General features: G+C 60.5%; 22 protein-coding genes. 6 read left to right on the top strand and 16 right to left on the bottom strand.

What is annotated here, in order from left to right; genetic code table 11:
* Positions 1-132: 132 nt before the first annotated feature.
* On the top strand, positions 133-555 hold the full coding sequence (locus tag SWE17_RS02745) for a universal stress protein (RefSeq protein WP_322991596.1): 423 nt from the start codon (positions 133-135) through the stop codon (positions 553-555).
* Between the two features lie 4 nt (positions 556-559).
* Here SWE17_RS02745 and SWE17_RS02740 read toward each other — a convergent pair whose 3' ends face one another.
* Positions 560-1,183, bottom strand: coding sequence for a helix-turn-helix domain-containing protein (locus SWE17_RS02740; protein ID WP_322991595.1), 624 nt, complete (start codon positions 1,181-1,183; stop codon positions 560-562).
* A 117-nt stretch (positions 1,184-1,300) separates the two neighbouring features.
* Entirely contained in the window at positions 1,301-2,881 is a 1,581-nt protein-coding gene (locus SWE17_RS02735; RefSeq protein ID WP_322991594.1) for an alkaline phosphatase D family protein, read from the bottom strand.
* A 143-nt stretch (positions 2,882-3,024) separates the two neighbouring features.
* On the opposite strand from SWE17_RS02735, the gene SWE17_RS02730 reads away from it, so the two are divergent.
* Positions 3,025-3,915, top strand: a complete 891-nt coding sequence (locus SWE17_RS02730) for a DMT family transporter (RefSeq protein WP_322991593.1) — start codon at positions 3,025-3,027, stop codon at positions 3,913-3,915.
* 13 nt (positions 3,916-3,928) lie between these two features.
* On the opposite strand, the gene SWE17_RS02725 is transcribed toward SWE17_RS02730, so the two are convergent.
* Positions 3,929-5,182, bottom strand: a complete 1,254-nt coding sequence (locus tag SWE17_RS02725) for a serine hydrolase (protein WP_322991592.1) — start codon at positions 5,180-5,182, stop codon at positions 3,929-3,931.
* A 110-nt stretch (positions 5,183-5,292) separates the two neighbouring features.
* Between SWE17_RS02725 and SWE17_RS02720 the strand changes: the two genes are divergently transcribed.
* The 3 genes from SWE17_RS02720 to SWE17_RS02710 all read left to right on the top strand — a co-directional run bounded on the left by SWE17_RS02720 (position 5,293) and on the right by SWE17_RS02710 (position 7,696).
* Positions 5,293-6,279, top strand: coding sequence for an MDR family oxidoreductase (locus tag SWE17_RS02720; protein ID WP_322991591.1), 987 nt, complete (start codon positions 5,293-5,295; stop codon positions 6,277-6,279).
* Positions 6,280-6,360: 81 nt separating this feature from the next.
* Positions 6,361-7,338, top strand: coding sequence for a 2,3,4,5-tetrahydropyridine-2,6-dicarboxylate N-succinyltransferase (gene dapD / locus SWE17_RS02715; protein ID WP_322991590.1), 978 nt, complete (start codon positions 6,361-6,363; stop codon positions 7,336-7,338).
* A 13-nt stretch (positions 7,339-7,351) separates the two neighbouring features.
* A complete protein-coding gene (locus tag SWE17_RS02710) occupies positions 7,352-7,696 on the top strand; it encodes a hypothetical protein (protein ID WP_322991589.1) in 345 nt (114 codons plus the stop codon).
* 44 nt (positions 7,697-7,740) lie between these two features.
* On the opposite strand, the gene SWE17_RS02705 is transcribed toward SWE17_RS02710, so the two are convergent.
* The 3 genes from SWE17_RS02705 to SWE17_RS02695 form a co-directional block, all read right to left on the bottom strand.
* Entirely contained in the window at positions 7,741-9,849 is a 2,109-nt protein-coding gene (locus SWE17_RS02705) for an acetoacetate--CoA ligase (protein ID WP_322991588.1), read from the bottom strand.
* Positions 9,850-9,933: 84 nt separating this feature from the next.
* On the bottom strand, positions 9,934-10,263 hold the full coding sequence (locus SWE17_RS02700; RefSeq protein ID WP_322991587.1) for a hypothetical protein: 330 nt from the start codon (positions 10,261-10,263) through the stop codon (positions 9,934-9,936).
* 7 nt (positions 10,264-10,270) lie between these two features.
* Complete coding sequence (locus tag SWE17_RS02695; protein WP_322991586.1) at positions 10,271-10,849, bottom strand: cob(I)yrinic acid a,c-diamide adenosyltransferase; 579 nt, start codon at positions 10,847-10,849, stop codon at positions 10,271-10,273.
* A gap of 197 nt (positions 10,850-11,046) precedes the next feature.
* Between SWE17_RS02695 and SWE17_RS02690 the strand changes: the two genes are divergently transcribed.
* On the top strand, positions 11,047-12,474 hold the full coding sequence (locus SWE17_RS02690; protein WP_322991585.1) for an FAD-binding oxidoreductase: 1,428 nt from the start codon (positions 11,047-11,049) through the stop codon (positions 12,472-12,474).
* Here the strand turns inward: SWE17_RS02690 and SWE17_RS02685 are convergent.
* The 10 genes from SWE17_RS02685 to mnmG all read right to left on the bottom strand — a co-directional run bounded on the left by SWE17_RS02685 (position 12,466) and on the right by mnmG (position 23,497).
* Entirely contained in the window at positions 12,466-13,641 is a 1,176-nt protein-coding gene (locus SWE17_RS02685) for a benzoate/H(+) symporter BenE family transporter (RefSeq protein ID WP_322991584.1), read from the bottom strand. The two genes, SWE17_RS02690 and SWE17_RS02685, sit on opposite strands and share 9 nt — an antisense overlap.
* The gene (locus SWE17_RS02680; protein ID WP_322991583.1) at positions 13,638-15,395 is read right to left on the bottom strand and encodes an ATP-binding protein; all 1,758 of its coding nucleotides are present in this window, start codon (positions 15,393-15,395) and stop codon (positions 13,638-13,640) included. The genes SWE17_RS02685 and SWE17_RS02680 overlap by 4 nt, the downstream gene beginning before the upstream one ends.
* A 2-nt stretch (positions 15,396-15,397) precedes the next feature.
* Entirely contained in the window at positions 15,398-17,131 is a 1,734-nt protein-coding gene (locus SWE17_RS02675; RefSeq protein WP_322991582.1) for an ATP-binding protein, read from the bottom strand.
* A 12-nt stretch (positions 17,132-17,143) separates the two neighbouring features.
* Positions 17,144-18,061: a ParB/RepB/Spo0J family partition protein gene (locus SWE17_RS02670; protein WP_322991581.1), complete on the bottom strand. Its 918-nt coding sequence runs from the start codon at positions 18,059-18,061 to the stop codon at positions 17,144-17,146.
* A gap of 2 nt (positions 18,062-18,063) precedes the next feature.
* Positions 18,064-18,654, bottom strand: a complete 591-nt coding sequence (locus SWE17_RS02665) for an alpha/beta hydrolase (protein ID WP_322991580.1) — start codon at positions 18,652-18,654, stop codon at positions 18,064-18,066.
* 20 nt (positions 18,655-18,674) lie between these two features.
* On the bottom strand, positions 18,675-19,445 hold the full coding sequence (locus SWE17_RS02660; RefSeq protein WP_322991579.1) for an AAA family ATPase: 771 nt from the start codon (positions 19,443-19,445) through the stop codon (positions 18,675-18,677).
* Between the two features lie 55 nt (positions 19,446-19,500).
* A complete protein-coding gene (locus tag SWE17_RS02655; RefSeq protein ID WP_322991578.1) occupies positions 19,501-20,118 on the bottom strand; it encodes a LysE family transporter in 618 nt (205 codons plus the stop codon).
* A 36-nt stretch (positions 20,119-20,154) separates the two neighbouring features.
* A complete protein-coding gene (locus SWE17_RS02650; RefSeq protein WP_322991577.1) occupies positions 20,155-20,769 on the bottom strand; it encodes a LysE family transporter in 615 nt (204 codons plus the stop codon).
* Positions 20,770-20,870: 101 nt separating this feature from the next.
* Complete coding sequence (gene rsmG / locus SWE17_RS02645) at positions 20,871-21,518, bottom strand: 16S rRNA (guanine(527)-N(7))-methyltransferase RsmG (protein WP_322991576.1); 648 nt, start codon at positions 21,516-21,518, stop codon at positions 20,871-20,873.
* Positions 21,515-23,497, bottom strand: coding sequence for a tRNA uridine-5-carboxymethylaminomethyl(34) synthesis enzyme MnmG (gene mnmG / locus SWE17_RS02640; RefSeq protein WP_322991575.1), 1,983 nt, complete (start codon positions 23,495-23,497; stop codon positions 21,515-21,517). Before mnmG ends, rsmG begins: the two co-directional genes overlap by 4 nt.
* Positions 23,498-23,612: the final 115 nt, after the last annotated feature.

The raw sequence follows: 23,612 nt of genomic DNA, 5'->3' as shown, positions 1-23,612 counted from the left end.
AAGAGGGCAGCCGCGCACGCACTGGTGTACCGGCCTCTTGCGAAGCTCCTGTTCTCATGACTTAGGTCAAGGCCTTCAAACATAGCCAAGCCTAAAGTGAACGCTTGTTTTGAGTCGCAACAGGAGTCCGTGATGAAAATCTTATTGGCCGTCGATGGCAGTGAATTCACCAAAAAAATGCTGGCCTACCTGGCCACACATGAGGCGCTTTTTGGCCCGCACAACAGCTACACCTTGCTGACCGTGAACCCTCAACTGCCCCCACGCGCACGCTCGGTTGTGGGCAAGGATGTCGTTGAGGCCTACCAGCGCGAAGAAGCCGAAAAAGTGTTGTCACCCGTCACCAAGTTCTTGGTGCGCCACGGCATCGATGCGAAAACCGTGTCCAAAATTGGCCATGCGGGCGAAACCATTTCCAAATTTGCCGACAGCGGCAAGTTCGACTTGTTGGTCATGGGCTCACACGGCCACGGCACCTTGGGCAACCTGGTCATGGGCTCCGTCGCCACCCAAGTGCTGGCGCACTGCAAAGTGCCCGTTTTGTTGGTGCGCTGAAGACTCAGCGGGCGCTCAGCCCATCAAAGCAAGTGCTCATCACCAGATCGAGGATTTGCTCTTCGGTGTGCTGCTCGCCCATTTTGAGAAACTCCAGCACCGGGTCGCAGGCGCGGGCGAACAAGGTGTACAAGACCGCCACCGCAGGCAAGGCCTTGTTGATGTGGCCCTTGGCCTGCGCCTCTTCGATCCAGCCGCCCAGCGCTTCGCTGACTTCCATCAAGCCATCCATGTAGTCTTTGCTGCCCATCAACGTGGCACGCAGACTGGAATTTTGGCTGGGCAAAGAAGGCATCAAGCCTTGGAGCTTGAGTGTCATGGTCCAACGCGTCACCGCCTTGATTTTGTCCATGGCCATTTGCTCAGCGGGCAAAGACTGGATGAACTCTTGCGCTTTGCGCATGGCCGTCACCATGGCGGCACAAGCCAGCTCTTCCTTGCTGGTGAAGTGTTTGTACAGGCTAGCTTTAGCAATGCCCACCTCTGCAGCCACTTCGTCCACCGTCATCGCATCAAAGCCTTTTTCGGCCAACAAGCGGTTCACGGATTGGATGATCGCCGTCTCGCGGGCGGCCAACATCTGGATCTTGAAGGACTTTTTAGGCAAGGTCGGTGCTTGGGTGTTCATGATCAGATTCTAGCCCGCAAGTCTAAAAAAATACCATCGGGTCATTACTGAGTCGCCCTCAACCAAAACAAAGTGTTCACATGACGGCGCAGGGGCAGCCGCCTGAGCGACGCCCCATCAGGCTTTTTGCACCCCGGCCACGCCCGAGCGAATGGCGTACTGGGCTTGGGTCTTGAACACCCCGTCCACCCGCGCGGGATTGGCCGTGGTCCGGAACTCAGCACTGATGCCTTCGGGCCGCACATCCAGCAAGGTGTATCCCCGCTCATCCGAACGGGCATGGGCAATGTCGGGGTTGCTGTCACGGATTTGGGCCAGCAACTTCGCACCCAGACCGCGTGACGTGACCGAGGTGGTCACGATCTCGCTGGCCACCACGGGCGAACGTTCATCGTTGGCTTGCACGCGCAGCTGGGCAGCCACGTTCATGTGCACATCGCCGCCCAGCATCACCACGTTTTGCACCCCCGCCTGAGCCACCGTCCCCAAGAGCCTGGCGCGCGCCTGCGGATAACCGTCCCAACCATCGGTGAAAGCACTGCGCCCCAAAGGGGTGTTCACGCCACTTGAACTCATTTGGGTAGATTGCGCCACCAGCTTCCAGCGCCGCTGACTGCGGGTCAGCCCCTCGTGAATCCACTGCTCTTGCGCCATCCCCAACATGCTGCGCGCTGGATCGGTCAAAGCGTCACAAGACACCACCACGCGACCGCCGCCCCGATTCGGGTCCAGACAAGCCTGGTGGTCACGGTACTGGCGGCAGTCCAGCGTCCACAAGTCGGCCAGTTTGCCCCAAGCCATGCGGTCATGGATGCGCATTTGGCTGGCATTGACCGGGTCAGGGCCCAGGCGCAGCGGCATGTGCTCAAAATAAGCTTGATAAGCCGCCGCCCGCCGACGCAAAAAGCTCTGCGGAGCAGTGAAGTTGCGGTCCAGGTCGTTGGCGTAATCGTTGACCACCTCGTGGTCGTCCCAAGTCATGGCCCAGGTATGCGCCGCGTGACAGGCTTGCAAATCGGTATCGCTTTTGTACTGGGCATGCCGCTCACGGTACTCGCTGAGCAAACTGGGCACGACACCCAAATGTTTGCGCAGCATGTACTGTGGGTTGGAGCTTTCGTAGATGTAATCGCCCACAAACAGCACCAAGTCGAGGTCCCGCTGGGCCATCTCGCGGTGAGCGACAAAGTAGCCCTGCTCGTAATGCTGGCAAGAAGCCAAGGCAATGCGCAAACGGTCCACCGGGTCTTCCAAGCCAGGACTGGTGCGTGCACGGCCCACGGGGCTCATGGCGTTCCCGCACACAAAACGGTACCAGTAAGGTCGGCCCGGCTGCAAACCACTGGCCACCACATGCACGCTGTGCGCTCTGGAGGCATCGGTTTGCACGCGCCACTGGCGAACCGGTTGGCGCAAGGCCGCATCGGCAAACACCTCGCACACCACCTCCAGGCTTTGCGCCTTCAAGGCCGCATCGGCATCAAGGATGCGCAAGCGTGTCCACAACACCACACTGCTGGGCTGCGGCTGGCCACTGGCCACGCCCAAACTGAAAGGGTCCACTTGCCAGCGCGGCCCATGGCCCAAAACAGCGCCCTGCAGCAACTGCGCCTGTGCGCCCGCGCCCAGCCAGGGCATCAAGGCCAGGGCCAAGGCCCGGCGCTGCACTTCTCGGCGAGACATCTTGGCTTGTTTCATGTCGGCAGGGCGTTCAGGTCGTGTGGGAGAAATTCAATGGGCATGTTAACCGGGCACTTCTTGACACTTGATGCTGGCCTGCCGAAGTGCCACTTGCCTCGAGGTGACAGACGTGCAGGCTCGGCGGCGACACAATGGGCTGCATGAGCACTTCGACCCGACCCCGAAAAGACCACCTTGACGCCCTGGCCGTGGGCATCTTGCTGGTGTGCTGCATGTTTTGGGGCTTTCAACAAGTGCTGGTCAAAGCCACGGTGGCCGAATTGCCCCCCGTGTTCCAGTCGGCCGTGCGCGGCGTGGGGGCCACTTTGCTGCTGTGGCTGTGGTGCCAGTGGCGCGGGGTGCGCCTGTTTGAGCGCGATGGCAGCTTGTGGGCGGGTTTGCTGGTGGGCTGCTTGTTTGCGGCAGAGTTTGCCTTCATTTACATTGGGCTGCAGCAGACGGCGGCCTCGCGGCTGACGGTGTTTTTGTACACCTCACCTTTTTGGGTGGCAGCCTTGCTGCCATTCTTCATCCGCACAGAGCGGCTGCGGCCCGTGCAGTGGCTGGGCATGGCTTGCGCGTTTGCCGCCGTGGTCTTTGCCCTGCGCGAAGGTTTTGGCGGCGGCGGGGCCACGGGCGACCTGATGGGCCTGGCCGCCGGGGCCTTGTGGGGCCTGACCACGGTGGCCATTCGGGCGGCCAACCTCACGCGACTGGCCGCAGAAAAACTGCTGTTTTACCAGTTGGCCGTGAGCACCGTGGTCCTGCTCCTGCTGTCGCATCTGCTGGGCGAACCCTGGAGTGGCACTTGGAGCCGCTTTGCCATGGGCTCGGTGGCGCTGCAAACCGTGGGCGGGGCATTCGCCAGCTACTTGGCCTGGATGTGGATGCTGGGCCACTACCCCGCCACCAAGATCTCGGCCTTTGTCTTTCTGACGCCGCTGTTCGCCTTGCTGTTTGGCATGCTCTGGCTGGGCGAGGCCGTGACCCTGACGTTGGCGCTGTCTCTGGCGCTGGTGGCCGTGGGCATCGTGTTGGTCAACAAACGCTGAAGGCGTTCAGCCCTCACCACTTTCCGTAGTGGGTCACCAGGCCGTACCAAAGCGAGCCCATCTCGCGACCCATGCTGGTTTGCCCTGCCTTGGCCGTGGCATTGGCCGCCAAGTGCACCATCACCAACTTTTGAGCCGGGTCCACATAAATGGCTTGCCCGTAAACGCCCAACAAGGCAAAGCGGCGCTGCTGGCCAGGGAAAGTCCACACCTGATAGCCATAGCCGTAATAAGGCGTGGCCTTGCGCGGCGCAAAGGCCTGCGGGTGCTGCTTCCAGTCTGTGGCCTCCAATAGAAAGTCGCGGGGCAATATATCGCCCAAGTCGGGACGGTCAGGGCGCTGGCCATCGTTGGCCAACAACACCCCCAGCCGGGCGTAGTCACGCGCGGTGGCGTTGAAGTTGCCGCCGGCACGTTCGAGCCCGTTGGCCCCGGCACGCCACAGTCCGGAGGTCTCTGCGCCCATGGGCTGCCACAAGCGGCTTTGCAAATAGCTGCTCAGCGTTTGGCCTGTGGCGCCTTGCATGACCAAGGCCAGCATGTCGGTCTCGGCACTGGCGTAATTGAAAAACTGCCCCTGCGGGTGCAATCTTTCAGTGATCACGCGGGCCCCTTCTGCCGCCCCACCTCGGAATGCGGCCATGCCGTAGCGGGCCAAATCGTCCTTGCCGTCGTAGCGTTCTTCGAATTTCGCGCCCGAGGCCATGCGCAACAGATTGCGCACCGTGGTCTCGCCGTACAGCGTGCCTGCAAGCGACGGGGCATAGCGGTCGGCGCGGTCATCGAGTGACTGGATGCGCCCCTCGCGCAGCGCCAAACCCACCGCCATGGCCGCAATGGTCTTGGCCATCGAATTGGACAAAAAACGCTGCTGGGCGTTGCGCTCATATTGGTAGCGCTCGACCTGGATGACGCCATCTTTGATCACCAACAAAGCCATGACCCGCTGGCGGTTCATGTAGTCGTCGACGGTCAGCCCTTTGAGCGCATCGACACTCCAACGGTAAGCGGGCTCTTGTGCGGCTTTGGGCAAGGCCAAAGGCTGCTCGGCGGGTGCCATGACATTTGCGCGCCCACCCATCAGTCCGGGAATTTCGGCATAGTGCGTGAATGAGCCCACCCGCACACATTCGTCAAAAAACCAGTTGCGTGGATTGCCCACGGGGTAACCCTGGTCTTTGCACAGCGCGGCTTCGTCGGGCGCGGCAACTACCGATGTCAGCCCAATACTCCAGAAGAAACACACCCCAATGAAAAATCGGTTCATGCGCATGGCCATCCTTTCAGTCCATGACATGCTAGCGCACAGGTGACGACCATCGCTACCCCGTGGACCTGTTTTGGTGCACAGTTACGCATCTTTCAGGAACGCCGCCCATGACCTACCAAGCCCTGCAAATCCACAAAGACGACGCCGGTTACCGCTGCACGCTGCAAACGCTCGATGACAGCGCCTTGCCCGAAGGCGACGTGACGGTCCAGGTGGACTACTCCACCCTCAACTACAAAGACGGCCTGGCCATCACCGGCAAATCGCCCGTCGTACGCAAGTTCCCGCTCACACCAGGCATTGACCTGTCGGGTACCGTGACCGAGAGCCAGCACCCACTGTTCAATGTGGGCGAAAAAGTCGTGCTCAACGGCTGGGGCGTGGGCGAGAGCCACAGTGGCGGCTTGGCGCAAAAAGCGCGCCTGAAAGGGGACTGGCTGGTCAAGTTGCCCAATGCCTTCACCCCGCGCCAGGCTATGGCCATTGGCACCGCCGGTTACACCGCCATGCTGTGTGTGATGGCGCTTAAGAAGCACGGCGTCACACCCGGCAGTGGCGACATTTTGGTCACCGGTGCGGGCGGCGGCGTGGGCAGCGTGGCGATCGCGCTGTTGGCTAAGCTGGGTTATCGCGTGGTGGCCAGCACAGGCCGCATGCAAGAAGCCGACTACCTGCGCCAGCTGGGCGCATCCGACGTGATGGACCGGGCAGAGTTGTCTGCCCCCGGCAAACCCCTGGCCAAAGAGCGCTGGGCGGGCGTGGTTGACACCGTGGGCAGCCACACGCTGGCCAATGCCTGCGCCAGCATGAAATACGGCGGCGTGGTCACGGCCTGCGGCCTGGCCCAAGGCATGGACTTTCCGTCGAGCGTGGCGCCCTTCATCTTGCGCGGCGTAACTCTGGCGGGTATCGACAGCGTGATGGCCCCTCGGGCTTTGCGCGAAGCAGCCTGGGCACGTTTGGCCCAAGACCTGGACACCGCGCAGCTGGAGCGCATGACCCGCGAAGTGGGCCTGGCCGACGCGATCGGCTTGGGGGCGGAAATTCTGGCCGGGCAGGTGCGTGGGCGGGTGGTGGTGAACGTCAACCGCTGAAGTCCCCGATAATCACGCCTTCTGATTTTCAACGGCCCGCCCTGTTCAGATCCTGGCGGGCCTTCTTTTGCGGAGCACCCCATGAGCACTTTCCAAACCACCGGCGCACGCGCCACGGGCCTGGCCACCCTCGCCGCTGACGGCACCGTGCTGGACACCTGGTTCCCTGCCCCCGAATTGGCTGGCGATGTGGCCGCCAGCGGCAGCACCCGACTGACCGAAGCCGAAGCTGTGGCGGCCCTGGGCGCTGACGTGGCCAAGGCGCTGAGTGCCTGCGCTGTGCGCAGCACCACCGTGGTGGCTGTGCGAACCGAGATCAAGTCGCTGGCCGACGCGCCTGCCGACACCCACGACGCTTACCTGCGACTGCACTTGCTGAGCCACCGCCTGGTGTTGCCGCACGGCGCCAACGTGACCGGCATTTTTGGCCTGCTGGCCAACGTGGCCTGGACCAACTTTGGCCCTTGCGCCGTGAGCGAAGTGCCTGCCGCCCGCATGAAGGCCCGCGCCATTGGCCAAATTTTGGAAATCAAAGGCGTGGACAAGTTCCCACAGATGACCGACTACGTGATCCCGTCCGGCGTGCGCATAGCCAACGCCGACCGCGTGCGCCTGGGCGCACACCTGGCCAGCGGCACCACGGTCATGCACGAAGGCTTTTGCAACTTCAATGCGGGCACGCTGGGCGCCAGCATGGTCGAAGGCCGCATCAGCGCGGGCGTGGTGGTCGATGACGCCAGCGACATCGGCGGCGGCGCGTCCATCATGGGCACGCTGTCGGGTGGCGGCAAAGAAGTCATCAAGGTCGGCAAGCGCTGCTTGCTGGGCGCCAACGCGGGCATCGGCATTTCGCTGGGCGACGACTGCATTGTGGAAGCGGGTTGCTACATCACTGGCGGCAGCCGCGTTCAGATGCCCGATGGCTCGGTCATGAAAGCCAAAGAGCTGTCCGGCAAAAACGGCATCCTGTTCCGCCGCGATTCACAGTCGGGCGCCTTGCACGCCATTCCGCGCAACAAGAGCTGGGGCGAGTTGAACGCCGAGTTGCACAAGAACTGAATCCGTATAAGCCATGCTGGAACGGCTTTCCTCGAGCGTCAAGCTGGCCGCATCGGCCAGTTTGTTGCTGCCCTTGGTCATGTGGCTGATGCGAAAGCTGTGGCCAGATCTTGCATGGGGCTTTGTCTTCCTGTTTGGCTTGCAAGTGCTGCTGTTGTTGGCAGCACTTCATTTGGTGGTGACCAGCATCTGGGGCCCAGGAAGCCGCTGGAATTTGCCCAAACCACAGGCCGATCCGCAGCGCCGCATTTTTGGCCAAAGAGGGGCTTTGGTCACCCGTTTGCTTGCCTTGTTTGGCCGTATCAAAAGCGTTGCACTGGCACCGTTTTTGCGTTTGTTCAGACGCCAAACGCCTTGATGTCCTGCGCTCAGGCCTTGTGAGCGCAAGACGAGTGAAACGGTTTACACCTTGGCCAAATGCTGCTTGGCCAATTCCACATACCAGTCCAGACACCCTGGGTTGGCCATGGCGTCTCGGTTAACCACTTTTTCGAGGGGCTGGCCGAGCATGAGTTTTTTAATCGGCAGTTCCTGCTTCTTGCCGGACAGGGTGCGAGGAATCTCGGCCACCTGAAAGATCTCGTTGGGTATGAAGCGCGGGCTGAGCGCCACCTTGATGGCGTTGTTGAGCTTGGCTTTGATCGTCTCGTCAAACGCCGTGCCCGGGCGCAGCACCACAAACAGCGGCATGTAGCTTTCTTTGCCCAAGTACTCCAGGTCGACGACCATCGAGTCCATGACTTCAGGCAAGGCTTCGACGGCGCTGTAAAGCTCGCTGGTGCCCATGCGCAGGCCATAGCGGTTGATGGTGGCGTCGCTGCGGCCAAAAATCACACAGCCTTCGCCCTGACCACTGGCGTCGCCAATGCGCAGCCAGTCGCCGTGTCGCCACACCCCGCCCATGCTGGCCGGGCCGTCGCCGCCGCCAGGTTGGCGTCCATGGCCTGCGGGATACATCTCAAAGTAGCTGGCCAGATAGCGGGCGTTGTCTTTGTCGTTCCAAAAGTACAGCGGCATGGACGGGATGGGCTGGGTGCAGACCAACTCGCCCACTTCGCCGATCACCGGCTCACCGGCTTCGTTCCAGGCCTCGACCGCGCAGCCGAGTTCGCGGCATTGCATGACGCCAGGCTCCTGCGGCAGTTCGCGGTGGCCACCCACAAAGGCGCCTGCAAAGTCAGTGCCGCCCGAAATGTTGCACCACCAGATGTCGGTGCCAATGGCCTTGAATTGCTCCACGCCCCAAGTTTGTGTGTCGGCCGACAAGGGCGATCCGGTGGTGCCCAAGGCGCGGATCAGGGACAGGTCGCCGCTGCGGGAAATGTCCAAACCGGCTTTGTGGCAATTGGCAAAGTAGGCTGCGCCTGCGCCAAAAAACGTGACTTTTTCCTGCGCCGCCATGCGCCACAAAATGCCCCAGTCCGGGTTGTCTTTGCTGCCGCCGGGGTTGCCGTCGTAGATCACGCAGGTCACGCCGTTGAGCAGGCCCGCGACTTGTGCGTTCCACATCACCCAGCCGGTCGAGCTGTACCAGTGAAAGCGCTCGCCCCAGCTGTTGGGGTGGTAGCTGCAACCGATATCGTTGTGCAAAATTTTGTTGGCCAGCGCCACGATCACCGTGCCGCCATGGCCGTGGACGATGGGCTTGGGCAAGCCAGTGGTGCCGCTCGAATACACAATCCACAGCGGGTGGTCAAAGGGCAGCCACATCGGCTCAAAGACCTGCACTTCGGCGTCATCCCGCGCGATGATCGCCGACATCTGCACGCTGCTGCCCACATCGCAGTTGGTCAGATCCAAGGTGCCCAGGTTGTCGTGAATGATGACGTGTTGCACGCTGGGCAAAGCATCACGCAACTCCTGCACCACGCCCATGCGGTCAAAGTCGCGCCCACCGTAGCTCACGCCGTCGACCGCAATCAATACTTTGGGCTCGATCTGTTTGAACCGGTCGAGCACCGCGTTGGTGCCCATGTCGGGGGCGCAAATGCTCCACACGCCGCCCACACTGGCGGTGGCCAAAAACGCCACCATGGCCTCGGGGATATTGGGCAGATACGCCGCCACGCGGTCACCTGGCTGCACACCTTGGGCCTGCAGGTGCAGCGCCATGGCGGCGACCTGGCGGCGCAGCTCGGGCCAAGTCATCTCACGGCGCAGGCCTTTTTCGTTGTGGCTGATGACGGCCAAAAACCCTGCGTCATGCGCGGGCTGCACATGGCGCAGGACTTGGTGAGCGTAGTTGGTTTGGGCACCCGGAAACCACTTGGCACCGGGCATCACGTTGTTGGCGAGCACCGCGGTGTGAGGCGTGGGCGACTGGAAGTCGAAGTAATCCCAAATGCTTTGCCAAAACGCGTCCAGCTCGGTCACCGACCAACGCCAGAGGTCGTTGTAGGTGGCAAAACTCAGGCCACGCTTGTCGCGCAGCCAGTTTTGGTACACCCGGATTTGCGGCAAATAAGGAGGGGCGTCAGTGACAGAAACAGGAGGTGTTGTCGCGGTGTTCATGGGCTGCAGGGTATCAGCGCCCGTGCACCGCTGTCACGCGCAAGAACCCTGAAACATGCACCTAGGTGACAGTGCATTGGCGCGTCAGCCCGGCACCGTTTCGCAGCGGCCTTGGCCTGTGGCATGGCCCCGAAAATCACTTTGCCATTGCCGTGTACTCAGGTCGATTTGGATGCGCTCGTTGTCTACCGCAGTCATCACGCCATTCGGCACCAGAGAAAAACCATAAGGCTCCAAGCCGTCGATGCGCAAGCGGCGAATGGCTTTTTTATCCCAATCGATGCGCACCTCCCGCACCCAAGTGCTGCGCTGGGGCATGTAAGCCACGGCGCAACTCAAGACCACCGCAGACGGTGCTGCCCATGCTGGGCTGAGCATCGCCCACAACAAGAGCCCGAGACTTGCGAAACGCATGAACATCTCAAGCCGAAGGCTTGGACTTGTCGTCTTGACTCATGCGCTGGCTTTTCCAGTACACATCGTCACCGCCATTCAAGCGGTTGAGCACGCGGGCCAGGACAAACATCAGGTCTGACAAGCGGTTCAGGTACTGGCGCGGGGTGTCGTTGAGCGCTTCTTCGTTGCCCAAGGCGACACAAGCGCGCTCTGCACGGCGGGCCACGGTGCGACACACATGGGCCTGCGACGCGCCGCGTGTGCCTGCAGGCAAGATGAACTCTTCGAGCTTGGGCAGCTGTGCGTTGTATTTTTCGAGGGCCTCGTCCAATGCCGCTACAGCCTCTTCTTTGAGCAACTCAAACCCGGGAATCGACAACTCGCCACCCAAATTGAAAAGCTGGTGCTGCACTTCCACCAGCAAGTCGCGCACATCAGCGGGCATGTCCTCGCAAAGCAGCAAGCCGATGTGGGAGTTGAGCTCGTCCACCTCGCCCATGGCGTGCACGCGCAGGCTGTTTTTCGACACGCGCTGGTTGTTACCCAAGCCGGTGGTGCCGTTGTCGCCGGTGCGGGTGGCGATTTGTGTAAGTCGGTTGCCCATGGTGTTGCTTTCTTTTTATTCGCTCAAGCGTGCAGGGAATGAATGAAATGCCCACAGACATGGGCTCCTGCAACAAGGCTTTATTGTCGACCAAGTCCCCTTGGCTTGTCTGACAAAGGACAGCAAAGACACTGTTTGCGGCGTAAACTGCCGTTTAGCATGCATGGCGGGTTCTAACCGCCGCTTCAGGAGACACCATGAACGCCCCCACACCCGCCGCCCACCTGGCCCCCGAAATCGCTCAACGCGCTGTGCCCGAAGCTTTTTTGACGGCGCTGAAAGCCCGATTTGGCAACAACTGCTCCACCGCCTTGGTGATCCGTGAGCAGCATGGCCGTGACGAGTCGGCCTTCACGCATGTGCCGCCACCGGCTGCGGTGGTGTTTGCCGAAAACACCAAGGATGTGGCCGATGCGGTGAAGCTGTGCGCCGAGCACAAAGTGCCGGTGATCCCGTTTGGTGTGGGTTCCTCGCTCGAAGGCCATTTGCTGGCGGTGCAAGGCGGTATCAGCATTGACCTGACACGCATGAACAAGGTGCTGACCATCAACGCAGAAGACCTGACGGTCACGGTGCAACCGGGCGTGACGCGCAAGCAACTCAACGAAGAGATCAAGTCCACCGGCTTGTTCTTCCCGATCGACCCCGGCGCAGACGCCACCCTTGGCGGCATGAGCGCGACACGCGCCAGCGGCACCAACGCGGTGCGTTACGGCACCATGCGCGAGAACGTGTTGGCAATGGAAGTGGTCACCGCAGCGGGCGAGGTGATTCGCACCGGCACCCGCGCCAAAAAGTCGAGCGCGGGTTACGACCTGACGCGCCTGATGGTGGGCAGCGAAGGCACTTTGGGCGTGATCACCGAAGTCACCGTGCGCATTTACCCCTTGCCCGAAGCCATCTCGGCGGCCATTTGCTCCTTCCCCAGCATCGAAGCGGCGGTTCGGGCGGTCATCCAGACCATTCAGCTGGGCGTGCCGATCGCCCGCGTGGAACTGATCGACCACAACACCGTGCGCATGGTCAACCAGTACGCCAAGCTGGGCCTGCGCGAAGAGCCCATGCTGCTGATGGAATTCCACGGCTCGCCTGCAGGCGTGAAAGAACAAGCCGAAACGGTGCAAGAAATCGCCAGCGAATTTGGCGGCAATGCGTTTGAATGGGCCACCACACCTGAAGAGCGCACCCGCCTGTGGACCGCACGGCACAACGCCTACTTTGCGGCCATCCAGAGCAAACCGGGCTGCCGTGCCATCAGCACCGACACCTGCGTGCCCATCAGCCGCCTGGCCGATTGCCTGCTGGACTCCATCACCGAAACCGATGCCAGCGGCCTGCCCTACTTTTTGGTCGGCCACGTGGGTGACGGCAACTTCCACTTCGGCTATTTGATCGACCCGAACAACCCACAGGAATGCGAAACCGCCGAAGCACTAAACCAACAATTGGTCAGCCGGGCGCTGCGCTTGGGCGGCACCTGTACCGGCGAGCACGGCATTGGCCTGCACAAGATGGACTTCTTGCGCACCGAAACCGGCGAAGGCGCAGTGGACATGATGCGCACCATCAAACGGGCGCTGGACCCGCACAACATCATGAACCCGGGGAAGATTTTTTCAATGTGAGGCCGTTTGGCGCCGCGTCCAAAACCACTGCGCAAAACCACCCACCACCACGCCCCAAAAGGCTGAGCCCACGCCGGCCAGGGTCAGACCCGACAGCGTCACCAAGAATGTCAGCAGGGCCGCATCGCGTTGCTGCTCGTCTTTGAACGCCACCGACAAACCCGAGGCGATGGTGCCGAGCAATGCCAGGCCTGCCACCGCCAACACCAGCGCTTGCGGAAAGGCGGCCATCAGGCTGACGATCGTGCCGCCGGCCAAGCCCAAAGCGATGTACAAAACCCCGGCAGAGACAGAAGCGGTATAGCGGCGTGTTGGGTCGGTGTGGGCTTCTTTGCCCATGCAGATCGCCGCTGTGATCGCTGCCAAATTGAGCGCGTAACCCCCAAATGGGGCCAAGACCAAGCTGGCCAAACCGGTCGCCCCGACCACAGGGGACACCGGAATATCAAAACCCGAAGCACGTTGCGCAGCCACGCCAGGCAAGTTTTGTGAGGCCATGGTCACCACAAAAAGCGGCAACGCCACGCCGACCATGGCCGCCCAACTCCAAGTTGGACTGACCCATACGGGCAAGCCCCAAGACCAGTCGATGCTGGACATGCGCAGCTGGCCTTGCAAGGCCGCCACACCCATCCCCACCAGCAACACCACAGGCACCGACCAGCGCGGCCACCAGCGTCGGCCCAACACATAAGCCACGGTCATGGCCATCACCAGCGCGGGCGCATGCGCAACCGCACCGACAGCGTCCAGCGCAAAGCGCGCCAACACCCCAGCCAGCAAGGCACTGGCCAAGGCCAAAGGGATTTTGTTCATCAAGCGCTCAAACCAGCCGCTGTAACCCACGGCCATGGTCGACAAGGCGCACACCATGAAAGCACCTGTGGCCTCCGGCAAGGTCACGCCTTGGCTCACGGCCAAAACCGCTGCACCGGGCGTGGACCATGCCGTCAAAACAGGCTGCCGGTACCACAGGCTCAAACCCAAACTGGTCACGCCCATGCCGATGCCCAGTGCCCACATCCAGGACACCGTTTGTTCAGGCGTAGCGCCCAAAGCTTGCGCGGCAGAAAACACAATCGCAGCAGAACTGGTGAAGCCCACCAGCACCGCCACAAAGCCGGCCATCCAAGTGGAAACCGAAAAGTCACGCCAAATGCGCCTCATGTGGGGTTGCCCATGTTCAAGAGCAAGGACTCGACCCGGTGACACAACTCAGCAGGCTCAAAAGGTTTGAGCATCACGTCACTGAGTCCTGCGGCCTTGAAGCGATCCAACTCCAAAGGGTTCACATTGGCCGTCAAACCCAGCACGGGAACCCGACGGATGCGGTCGATGGCGTCTTGGCGGATGAGCCGGGTTGCATCGATGCCGTCCATGACAGGCATGACCATGTCCATGAAGACCATGTCCACCGTTTGCGCGTGCAAAACGTCCAAGGTCTTTTGCCCGTCCACCGCCTCCAGCACCACGCTGTTCGGCCATGCGTTTTTCAAGACTTGCTTGAGCAGCAAGCGATTGACCGGATGGTCATCGGCTACCAAAAAAGTCCAGGGCCGATCGGCGCTTTGCAGCAACTGTTGGTGTTTTTCGAATGACTTGGTCGGCGCAGCGGCAGCTGTCAATGGCAAATGCAGCCAGAACCGCGAGCCATGCCCCTGCTCGCTTTCAAAGCCAATCTCACCACCGAGCAGATGGGCCAGTTTTTGCGAAATGGCCAGGCCCAAGCCGTTGCCACCGTAGCGGGCCTGCGTGTCGTCTTCGGCTTGGCTAAATCGCTTAAAAATGTTGAGCTGACGTTCCGTGGGAATGCCAATGCCCGTGTCCTGCACCGAGAAGAGTACGCCCGGGTTTTGCCACTGCACACGCAGCACCACTGAGCCTTGGTGGGTGAACTTGAGTGCGTTGCCCAGCAGGTTAACCAGCACCTGCATCAGGCGGTGGCGGTCGGTGTGGACCCAAGCAGGCAGTTGTTGGTCCAACTCGATGCGGTAGTTCAGCTCCATGCTGTTGACGCGTGGTTTGAAAAGCTCAAAAGCGTGCTCGGCCACACGGCGCAATTCAAAAGTTTCGGGCTGCACCACCAGATTGCCCGCCTGCAGCTGCGAATAGTCGAGGATGTCGTTGATCACCGTCATCAGGTGGTCGGCCGACTGGCGGGTGTGGTTGAGCACCTTGAGCGCTTCGGGCTTGCCCTCGACATTGGACAGCAACAAAGCGTTGAAGCCCAGAATCGCGTTCATCGGCGTGCGCAGCTCGTGGCTCACTGTGGCGATGAAGTGCTCGCGCATATGCAGCGCCAACTCCAACTCGTGGCGTTTGGTCTCGAGCTCCTGCTGGTAGCGCAGGCTTTTCTTCAACGCCATGGTCTGTAAACGGTCGTAGATCAGGGGCACGATGATGAGCATGCCGGTCACCAGACTGAAGGTGACCCAAGAGGACAAGGCGTGCTCGGGCCCCGGCTCAAACGGAGGAAGCAGACCAAAATGATTGGCCAATGCGAAGGCCGCCTGCCCCACCCATACCAGCAGCATCCAGGCCAAGCCAGCACGGCGACTGATGACGTAAAAAGGAGTCAGTGGCAGGATCAATAGCCACGTCAGCCGCGGAGAAAATACGCCCCCAGCGTTCCAAACCGCATAGGTCAGCACACAGGCACCCGCCGCTGTTCCCAAATGCACACCCCAAGACAAGGGCATGCCGTAGTTGACCAACACCAACAGCAGCGTAAGCCAAGCAGCCATCGACAAGAACAAAGGCGTCGCATTGTGGTACGGGCTGATGGCCGAGTACACCAGCAAGATGGCGATGACCACCGTCACGAAAAACACGATGTAGGGCATCTTGCCTTCACGGTATGCCCTGGGCAAGCGGGCAACCTGTCGCTCAAAACCGCGCTGTAAAACGCCTTTGATCTGCATGTTCAAACCCTCGCCTTCAACACATGGCGGCTCACACTGCGCACCAAGGTCTGCAGATCCATCGGTTTGTCGAGCACATCGTCCATGCCCGCGTCCATGCAACGCTGGCGCTCCACCGGGTTGGTGTTGGCGGTGAGTGCAATGATGGGCATGCGGGCAGTAATGGCAGGGAACTGCTGGCGGATTTGGCGGGTCAACGCCATGCCGTCCATGTCGGGCATGATCATGTCGACCAGGGCCACATCAAACGTCTGCTCGTCCAGCAGGGCCAAAGCTTTGGCCGCGCTGTCGATCGTGACAATGTCCGCGCGGGGCCAGCATTTTTGAATTTGGAGCCGGGCCACCATCAGGTTCATGGCGTTGTCGTCCACCACCAAAATGCGCAGGGCTTCGTTCTCGGGCAAGGCCTCGTCCAGCTGCAGCGTGGTGGGTCCTGTTGGGGCTTGCAACAGAGGCACATGGAACCAGAACGTGGCGCCCTGGCCGTCGAGGCTGCGCACACCGATCTGGCCGCCATGCAGTTGCACCAGTTTTTCGCAAATGGACAAGCCCAGGCCGGTCCCCCCGTAAGCGCGGGTGGTCTGCACATCGGCATGTTCAAATCGCCGGAAAATGTGGGCCTGCTGGTCCAGCGCAATGCCGCGCCCGGTGTCACGCACCTCAAAGTTCAGGCGGTCATGGCCGGCATGGATGTGCAGCAGTACCTCGCCTCTCGGCGTGAACTTGAGTGCGTTACCCAACAGGTTGCGCAAGATCTGCAGCAGGCGCTGTCGGTCGGCGCGCACGCGCGCAGGCAACGCTGGGTCGATTGTGCCGCGCCATCCAATGCCTTTTTCGAGCGCCTTGGCGCGGTCAGCCTGTAGGGCCTCGTCCATCAACGCTTGCAGATCGAAGTCTTCGAAGTGCAGCATCAGCTTGCCCGCTTGCAGCTGCGAAAAATCCAAAATATCGTTGACCACCTGCAGCAAATGGCCCGTAGAGCGGCGTATGTGGTCCACCACCTCCACCTGTTCAGGACGGTCTGCGAGCTCCTGGCGCAGCACGCCATTGAAGCCCAAAATTGCGTTCATGGGGGTGCGCAACTCGTGCCCCACCGCCGCCACAAACTCATCCTTGTGGGCCTGGGCCAACAGCAAGGCTTCGTGGGTGCGCTGAATTTCGGCGTTGCGCGCATGCAGTTGTTGCATTTGCTGCTCATGCAGGTACTCATAAAGCCGCACCGCCAGCATCAGATTGCCCATGGCCAGTGCTTGGTTCATGAACGCCCAAGGCACCGCTTGCTGTGTCAGGCGAATGTGGCTGTCCAAGTGGCCCGTGAAAGAGCCCACGAGGAGCATCAAAAGGGTCACCAGCACAATCACGATCCATGCCACAGCGGCACGCGGCCCTTGCAACAAGAGCACGGGAACCGCCAGGACATTGAGCCAAACCAGAGCCGAAGAGTTGATGGCCCCCGTCTGGGACGCGATGTAAGTGACCAGCACCAGACTCAGAAAGGTGACCAGATGAATCAGGGGGGTGAACAGCGCACGGACCCGAACCAGAGGCAACATGCCGATGGTCAATGCTGAAAAAATCAGATTGACATGGCGTGCGTAATTGCCGGGCGGGAACAGGTAAAAAATGAACGAGCTCAGACTGACGGCCAGCAGATAGGTCGCCAACAAACTTTGCCGAAAATAAAGCGAGCTGCTCAGCTGCTTGCGCAGCATCTCGAGCTTGCTGAAACCAGCCATCGCCCTGTTACCTTAGCCGCGCAGTTTTTCGATCAAGCCATTGAGCTCGTCGAGTGAGCCAAACTGGATGCTCAGCTCGCCCATCTCTTCGAGCTTGCCCAAGCGCTTGACGCGTTTTTTGACGCGCACCTCGACCTGCGCCATCAGCAGGTCTGACAGCTCTTCTTCCACGCGGCGCACGTCGCGTGACTTTTCTTTCTTGGGTTTTTGGGTGACCAGATTGAACTCGGCACCCAGCTTTTTGGCCAGGCTTTCCGCCTCGCGCACCGACAGTTTTTTGGCGGCAATCTGGTTAGCGGCCGTGATTTGCGCCGCTTTGTCGAGCGACAGCAAAGCGCGGGCATGGCCCATGTCCAGGTCCCCCGCCATGAGCATGCTTTGAACCGGATCGGCCAGATTGAGCAAGCGCAGCAAGTTGCTGGCTGCGCTGCGCGAGCGACCCACCGCTTGGGCTGCCGTTTCGTGCGTGAGCCCAAACTCTTTGATGAGGCGTTGCAGGCCTTGGGCTTCTTCGAGTGGGTTGAGGTCTTCGCGCTGGATGTTCTCGATAAGGGCCATGGCCGCAGCGGCCTCGTTGGGCACGTCGCGCACCAAGACCGGAACAGCATCCAGGCCGGCCAACTTGCTGGCCCTGAAACGCCGCTCGCCCGCGATGATCTCGTACTTGCCCGCGTTCTCGCCTTCGGTCAATTGGCGCACAAGAATCGGCTGCATGATGCCCTGGGCTTTGATGGACTCGGCCAACTCATACAAAGCGCCCTCGTCCATGCGAGTGCGCGGCTGGTACATGCCAGGCACCATCTGGTCGAGTTTGAGCTGGGTGGACACACCGGTTTCGGCCGTCATGTCGGCAGCCGGCGCATCTTGCACTTTGGGCCCCAGCAGAGCTTCCAGTCCACGGCCAAGGCCTTTGGGTTTTTTAGTGACCATGGTCAATCCTTCAAAAGTGTTTGCAAAAGCGCCTGGCCTTCTGACCATTCGCCCAAAGAAGAGTCGGCGTTGATGTGCCCAGCAGCGCCCAGGTCCACCCATCGGGCGCCCCAGTCACGGGCGAAAGTTTGGGCCCGGGCTGACGTGCAATACGGGTCGTTTTGGCTGCCGACCAAAATGCTTGGAAACGGGAGTGCTTGCCGGGCAATCGGTGACCAGCCGGGCAGCCGGTCTTTCAAACCGGGGGCTTCGGTGTCACCGGGCGCCACCAACAATGCGCCACGCACGCGGGCCGTGTGCCGAGAAACGCCCGCCCACGCCGCCACCAAAATGCAGCCCAAACTGTGCGCCGCCAACACCACCGGGCCCGGGGCGTCGATCACCGTTTCGTCCAAGCGAGCCAGCCAGTCGCCGCGCAACGGGTGCTGCCAGTCGTTTTGCTCCACAACGCTGCAGCCCGGCATGCGGGCCCAGTGCATTTGCCAATGGCCGGGGCCACTGCCCTGCCACCCGGGCAAGATCAAGACCGTGGCCGCCGGCTCAACCAAGCCTGCACCTGGCTTGGCAGTGGTGGCGTAGGTTGCAGCCGTCATGGTTCGAAAAGTGCCAAAGCTCAGAGCGTAGGTGCACGTTGCACCAGCTCACGGGCGAACTCAACATAGGCTTGGCTGCCCTTGGCGGAGGCGTCAAACACCACGCCCGGCAAACCGTAACTGGGCGCTTCGGCCAGGCGGACATTGCGCGGGATCACGGTGTCGAACACCTTGTCGCCAAAGTGGGCCTTGAGCTGGTCGCTCACTTGCATTTGCAAGGTGATGCGCGGGTCGAACATGACGCGCAACAAACCAATGATTTTGAGGTCCTTGTTCAGGTTGGCATGCACCTGTTTGATGGTGTTGACCAAGTCCGTGAGGCCTTCGAGCGCAAAGTACTCGCACTGCATGGGCACGATCACGCCGTGGGCTGAACACAGGCCATTGAGCGTGAGCATGGACAGCGAGGGTGGACAGTCGATCAGCACAAAGTCGTAATCGGCATCGACCTCCTTCAAGGCATTTTTCAGGCGCTGATCGCGGTGCTCCAGTTGCACCAACTCCACCTCGGCTCCGGCCAATTCGCGGTTGGCGCTGATCACGTCGTAACCACACTTGTCGGCTTTGACCACGGCTTCCGCAATCGTGGCGGACTCCAACAACACGTCGTACACGTTCAACTCGACGGTGCGTTTGTCGATGCCCGACCCCATGGTGGCGTTGCCCTGAGGGTCCAAGTCGACCAACAGCACGCGCTGCCCGACTTTGGCCAAGCCAGCGGCCAGATTGACGGTGGTGGTGGTTTTACCCACCCCCCCTTTTTGGTTGGCAATGCAGAAAATGGTGGCCATAAATTGCGCTCAGGTTAATCAATTCGTACAACAGTCAGCGGTGGCAGCGTGCGCTCTATTTGGACAAGGCCAGTTTGAGGCCAAAACCCACCAAGAAAAGGCCCGCCACTTTTTCCAGCACGCGGCCCACCACGGGGTTTGCACGCATGCGCTCGGCCAAGTGGTGCGTCAGCAGTGTCATGCCCAGCCCGTACAAAAAGGTCAGTGCCGCAATGGTGGCGGCCATCACGCCAAAGCTGATCATTCCCAAATGAGTTTGTGGGTCCACAAACAAAGGGAAGAACGCCATGTAAAAAACAATCGCTTTGGGGTTGAGCAAGGTGATGGCCAGCGCCTGCTGAAAATACTGCCGAGGCCGGATGTTCAACACAGGGGCATCGCCGGGCTTGGCCGACAGCATTTTGAAGCCCAGCCAAGCCAAGTAAGCGGCGCCCAGCCACTGAATGGCAGCAAACGCAGCAGGGTAAGTGGCCAGTACCGTCGCCACCCCAGCCACCGCCAACCACATCAAGACCTGATCGCCTGCGATCACCCCCAAGGTGGCCATCAAACCGCCGGACACACCCCCTTTGCTGGTGGAGGTGATAAGCGCCAAATTACCCGGCCCAGGAATGGCCAAAAACAAGACGATGGCGGCGACAAAAGCACTGTAGTCAGAGATGCCAAAGAACATGAGAGACTTTCAAAAAGCACACGGGCACGTTGGCCATTATTTGGTGAAAACCATCTTCAAACCAAAGCCAATCAAACACACCCCTGCCATTTTTTGCAAAAAACTCGAAAGCTTGGGGTGGGCACGAATCCGCTCGGCCATGAAATGCGTCACCAGCACCACCCCAAAACAATAGATAAAGCCCAAAACAACAATGGTCAGCGCCATCGCTGCAAAGGTGATCCAGCCTTGATGGTTGACCGGGTCAATGAACTGAGGAAAAAAAGCCAAGTAAAACATGATCGCCTTGGGGTTGAGCAAGGTGATGAACAAGGTTTCGCGAAAGTAATGCCCGGGCGTGATTTGGATGCTGGGGCCTTCTCCGGGTTGAGCGGTAAACATTTTGAAACCCAACCACGTCAAATAGGCCGCTCCCGCCCACTGCAATGCCAAAAACACGGGTGGCAAAGCTGTGAGCACAGCCGCCAAACCTGCCACTGTCAGCCACAACAAGACCTGATCACCCACCAACAGGCCGAGCACCGAGGCCAGACCACCCGACAAACCACCCTTGCTGGCCGAGCTGATCAAGGCCAAATTGCCTGGGCCGGGTAAAAACAACAACAGGACAAAGGCCGCAGAAAACGCGCCGTAATCCGAAATACCAAACATGCATGTACTTTCAAGGGGATGGGGCGAGTGTAAGTGATGCGCCCCGGCCCGCTCTTTTTCAAACCACGCATGGCGCGTGTTTCACGTGAAACAACAGCGATTCAGTCGTTTTGGGGTCGCAACCAGACCATGCAACGCTCGACGTCCAAGTCTGGCACCGTCAATGGTTCCACGTGAAACACTTTGACGTCCGCTGGCAAAGCATCGATTTCGTCTTGCGGGTGCTTGCCTTTCATGGCCATCCAGACACCGCCCACGGCCAAAGCCGAACGCGACCAGGTCACAAAGTCTGGCAAGGAGGCAAAGGCCCGGGAGCAAATGACCTGGTACGGATCGGTCAGGGATTCGACCCGCGCATGCAGGCCACGCAAGTTGGGCAGCTTCAGGCTCACGGCCACCTGCTGCACAAACGCGGCTTTTTTGGCCACGGTGTCCACACAGCTCACATTCAGCTCGGGCATGCAAATGGCCAACACCACCCCGGGCAAACCACCACCCGAACCGACATCCAGCACCCGGACGGATTGGCCTTGAGTGTGCCGGCGCAAGGGGGCGATGGCGGTCAAACTGTCCAACAGGTGGTGCGTGAGCATGTCCGCCGGGTCGCGCAGCGCCGTGAGGTTATAGACCTTGTTCCATTTTTGGATGAGTGCCACGTAGCCCAGCAAATGCTGGATTTGCCCCTCCGGCAGACTCAAGCCCAAGGCTTGCGCACCCGAGCGCAGGCCCGCCTCCAAATTCACGCTCATGCCTGCACGCCCATCTCAACACGATCTTCTGTGGCTTGCATGAAGCCTTTGAAGCCACCCTTTTTCAGGTGGATCAAGAGCAGGGACACGCTGGCAGGCGTGATGCCCGAAATGCGAGAGGCCTGGCCCAGGGTTTCGGGGCGGTGTTTGGCCAGCTTTTGGCGCGCCTCGATCGACAAGGCCGACACCTGCATGTAGTCCAGACTCTCGGGCAAGCGCAGGTGCTCGTAAAACGCAGCCCGCTCCACCTCCCCTTTTTGACGGTCGATATAGCCGGAATACTTGGCGGCAATTTCCACCTGCTCAATCACCGAGGGGCTCAGGTCGCCCAATGTTTCACGTGAAACATCTGCGCTGGCCATGCGACCGCCGTCGAGCGTCATCAGGGCCGGATAACTCACATTCGGTCTTCGCAGCAAATCAAACAGGTTGTGTTCGTGCTCAATGGCTTTGCCCAAGACACGAACCGATTCTTCGGCAGGCAAGTTCCGTGGGTTCACCCAAACCGATTTGAGACGCTCTGTTTCACGTGAAACAGCATCGCGTTTGCGGCTGAAGGCATCCCAGCGGGCGTCGTCCACCAAGCCCATTTGCCGGCCCACTTCGGTCAGGCGCGCATCGGCGTTGTCTTCGCGCAGCTGCAGACGGAACTCGGCGCGGCTGGTGAACATGCGGTAGGGCTCGGTCACACCCTGGGTCACCAAGTCGTCCACCAATACGCCTAAATAAGCTTGGTCGCGCGCTGGCGTCCAAGCTGCTTCGCCCCGGCATTGCAGCGCGGCATTGATGCCCGCAAACAATCCCTGTGCAGCAGCTTCTTCGTAACCGGTGGTGCCATTGATCTGCCCAGCAAAGAAGAGGCCATTGATCTGGCGCGTCTCAAAACTGTTCTTCAAAGCCCGCGGGTCAAAGTAGTCATATTCGATCGCATAGCCGGGGCGCAGGATGTGGCAGTTTTCCAGGCCCTTCATCGAGCGCACCAGGTCGTACTGGATGTCAAACGGCAAGCTGGTCGAGATGCCGTTGGGGTAGTACTCGTGCGTCGTCAGACCTTCGGGCTCCAGAAAAATCTGGTGGCTGTCCTTGTCGGCAAAGCGGTTGATCTTGTCCTCCACACTCGGGCAATAGCGCGGGCCCACGCCCTCGATCTTGCCGGTGAACATGGGGCTGCGGTCAAAACCGGAGCGGATGATGTCATGTGTGCGCTCGTTGGTGTGGGTGATCCAGCACGGCACTTGCTGCGGGTGCATGCCTGCGTTGCCCATGAAGCTGAACACCGGCACCCCGCCCTCGGGGTTCATGCCGCCGGGCACACCGTCGCCGGGTTGTTCCAAGCATTTGGAAAAGTCAATAGTCCGGCCATCCAGACGCGGTGGTGTGCCGGTCTTCAAGCGGCCTTGCGGCAGCTTCAGTTCCTTGAGCCGCGCCGACAGACTGACCGCCGGCGGATCGCCTGCCCTGCCCGCCGCGTAATTCTGCAAACCCACATGGATCTTGCCATCCAGGAAAGTGCCCGCCGTCAGCACCACGGTGCGCGAACGGAAACGGATGCCGACTTGCGTCACAGCGCCGACCACGCGGTCACCTTCAACCATCAGGTCGTCCACGGCCTGCTGGAACAGCCACAGGTTGGGCTGGTTTTCCAACATGCGGCGGATGGCGGCCTTGTACAAAATGCGGTCGGCCTGGGCGCGGGTGGCGCGCACGGCTGGACCTTTGGAGCTGTTGAGAATGCGGAACTGGATGCCGCCCTCATCGGTCGCCAAGGCCATGGCACCGCCCAAAGCATCGACCTCTTTGACCAAGTGCCCCTTGCCAATGCCGCCAATGCTGGGGTTGCAGCTCATCTGCCCCAGCGTCTCGATGTTGTGGCTGAGCAAGAGCGTTTTGCAGCCCATGCGGGCGGACGCGAGCGCGGCTTCGGTTCCGGCATGGCCGCCACCAACCACGATCACATCGAATTCTTGAGGGTAAAGCATGAGAAGTCCGCCTTGAATAAAGGCCAAAAATAGGCACCGCCTGCGCCGGAGACCGCCCTGCCACGGGGTCGGTTGAAGCTGCTTATTTTACAGGCAGGTGCCAGATTCCACACAG

The organism is Limnohabitans sp., from assembly GCF_034680285.1.
Classification (GTDB): Bacteria; Pseudomonadota; Gammaproteobacteria; order Burkholderiales; family Burkholderiaceae_C; genus Limnohabitans_A.
This window is presented reverse-complemented; position numbering and strand designations above follow the sequence as displayed.

What these genes read in the sequence shown, in the direction of transcription:
- SWE17_RS02745 (WP_322991596.1), top strand. Translation starts at nt 133, where the DNA reads ATGAAAATCTTATTGGCCGTCGATGGCAGTGAATTCACCAAAAAAATG.
- SWE17_RS02740 (WP_322991595.1), bottom strand. Translation starts at nt 1,183, where the DNA reads ATGAACACCCAAGCACCGACCTTGCCTAAAAAGTCCTTCAAGATCCAG.
- SWE17_RS02735 (WP_322991594.1), bottom strand. Translation starts at nt 2,881, where the DNA reads ATGAAACAAGCCAAGATGTCTCGCCGAGAAGTGCAGCGCCGGGCCTTG.
- SWE17_RS02730 (WP_322991593.1), top strand. Translation starts at nt 3,025, where the DNA reads ATGAGCACTTCGACCCGACCCCGAAAAGACCACCTTGACGCCCTGGCC.
- SWE17_RS02725 (WP_322991592.1), bottom strand. Translation starts at nt 5,182, where the DNA reads ATGAACCGATTTTTCATTGGGGTGTGTTTCTTCTGGAGTATTGGGCTG.
- SWE17_RS02720 (WP_322991591.1), top strand. Translation starts at nt 5,293, where the DNA reads ATGACCTACCAAGCCCTGCAAATCCACAAAGACGACGCCGGTTACCGC.
- dapD (WP_322991590.1), top strand. Translation starts at nt 6,361, where the DNA reads ATGAGCACTTTCCAAACCACCGGCGCACGCGCCACGGGCCTGGCCACC.
- SWE17_RS02710 (WP_322991589.1), top strand. Translation starts at nt 7,352, where the DNA reads ATGCTGGAACGGCTTTCCTCGAGCGTCAAGCTGGCCGCATCGGCCAGT.
- SWE17_RS02705 (WP_322991588.1), bottom strand. Translation starts at nt 9,849, where the DNA reads ATGAACACCGCGACAACACCTCCTGTTTCTGTCACTGACGCCCCTCCT.
- SWE17_RS02700 (WP_322991587.1), bottom strand. Translation starts at nt 10,263, where the DNA reads ATGCGTTTCGCAAGTCTCGGGCTCTTGTTGTGGGCGATGCTCAGCCCA.
- SWE17_RS02695 (WP_322991586.1), bottom strand. Translation starts at nt 10,849, where the DNA reads ATGGGCAACCGACTTACACAAATCGCCACCCGCACCGGCGACAACGGC.
- SWE17_RS02690 (WP_322991585.1), top strand. Translation starts at nt 11,047, where the DNA reads ATGAACGCCCCCACACCCGCCGCCCACCTGGCCCCCGAAATCGCTCAA.
- SWE17_RS02685 (WP_322991584.1), bottom strand. Translation starts at nt 13,641, where the DNA reads ATGAGGCGCATTTGGCGTGACTTTTCGGTTTCCACTTGGATGGCCGGC.
- SWE17_RS02680 (WP_322991583.1), bottom strand. Translation starts at nt 15,395, where the DNA reads ATGCAGATCAAAGGCGTTTTACAGCGCGGTTTTGAGCGACAGGTTGCC.
- SWE17_RS02675 (WP_322991582.1), bottom strand. Translation starts at nt 17,131, where the DNA reads ATGGCTGGTTTCAGCAAGCTCGAGATGCTGCGCAAGCAGCTGAGCAGC.
- SWE17_RS02670 (WP_322991581.1), bottom strand. Translation starts at nt 18,061, where the DNA reads ATGGTCACTAAAAAACCCAAAGGCCTTGGCCGTGGACTGGAAGCTCTG.
- SWE17_RS02665 (WP_322991580.1), bottom strand. Translation starts at nt 18,654, where the DNA reads ATGACGGCTGCAACCTACGCCACCACTGCCAAGCCAGGTGCAGGCTTG.
- SWE17_RS02660 (WP_322991579.1), bottom strand. Translation starts at nt 19,445, where the DNA reads ATGGCCACCATTTTCTGCATTGCCAACCAAAAAGGGGGGGTGGGTAAA.
- SWE17_RS02655 (WP_322991578.1), bottom strand. Translation starts at nt 20,118, where the DNA reads ATGTTCTTTGGCATCTCTGACTACAGTGCTTTTGTCGCCGCCATCGTC.
- SWE17_RS02650 (WP_322991577.1), bottom strand. Translation starts at nt 20,769, where the DNA reads ATGTTTGGTATTTCGGATTACGGCGCGTTTTCTGCGGCCTTTGTCCTG.
- rsmG (WP_322991576.1), bottom strand. Translation starts at nt 21,518, where the DNA reads ATGAGCGTGAATTTGGAGGCGGGCCTGCGCTCGGGTGCGCAAGCCTTG.
- mnmG (WP_322991575.1), bottom strand. Translation starts at nt 23,497, where the DNA reads ATGCTTTACCCTCAAGAATTCGATGTGATCGTGGTTGGTGGCGGCCAT.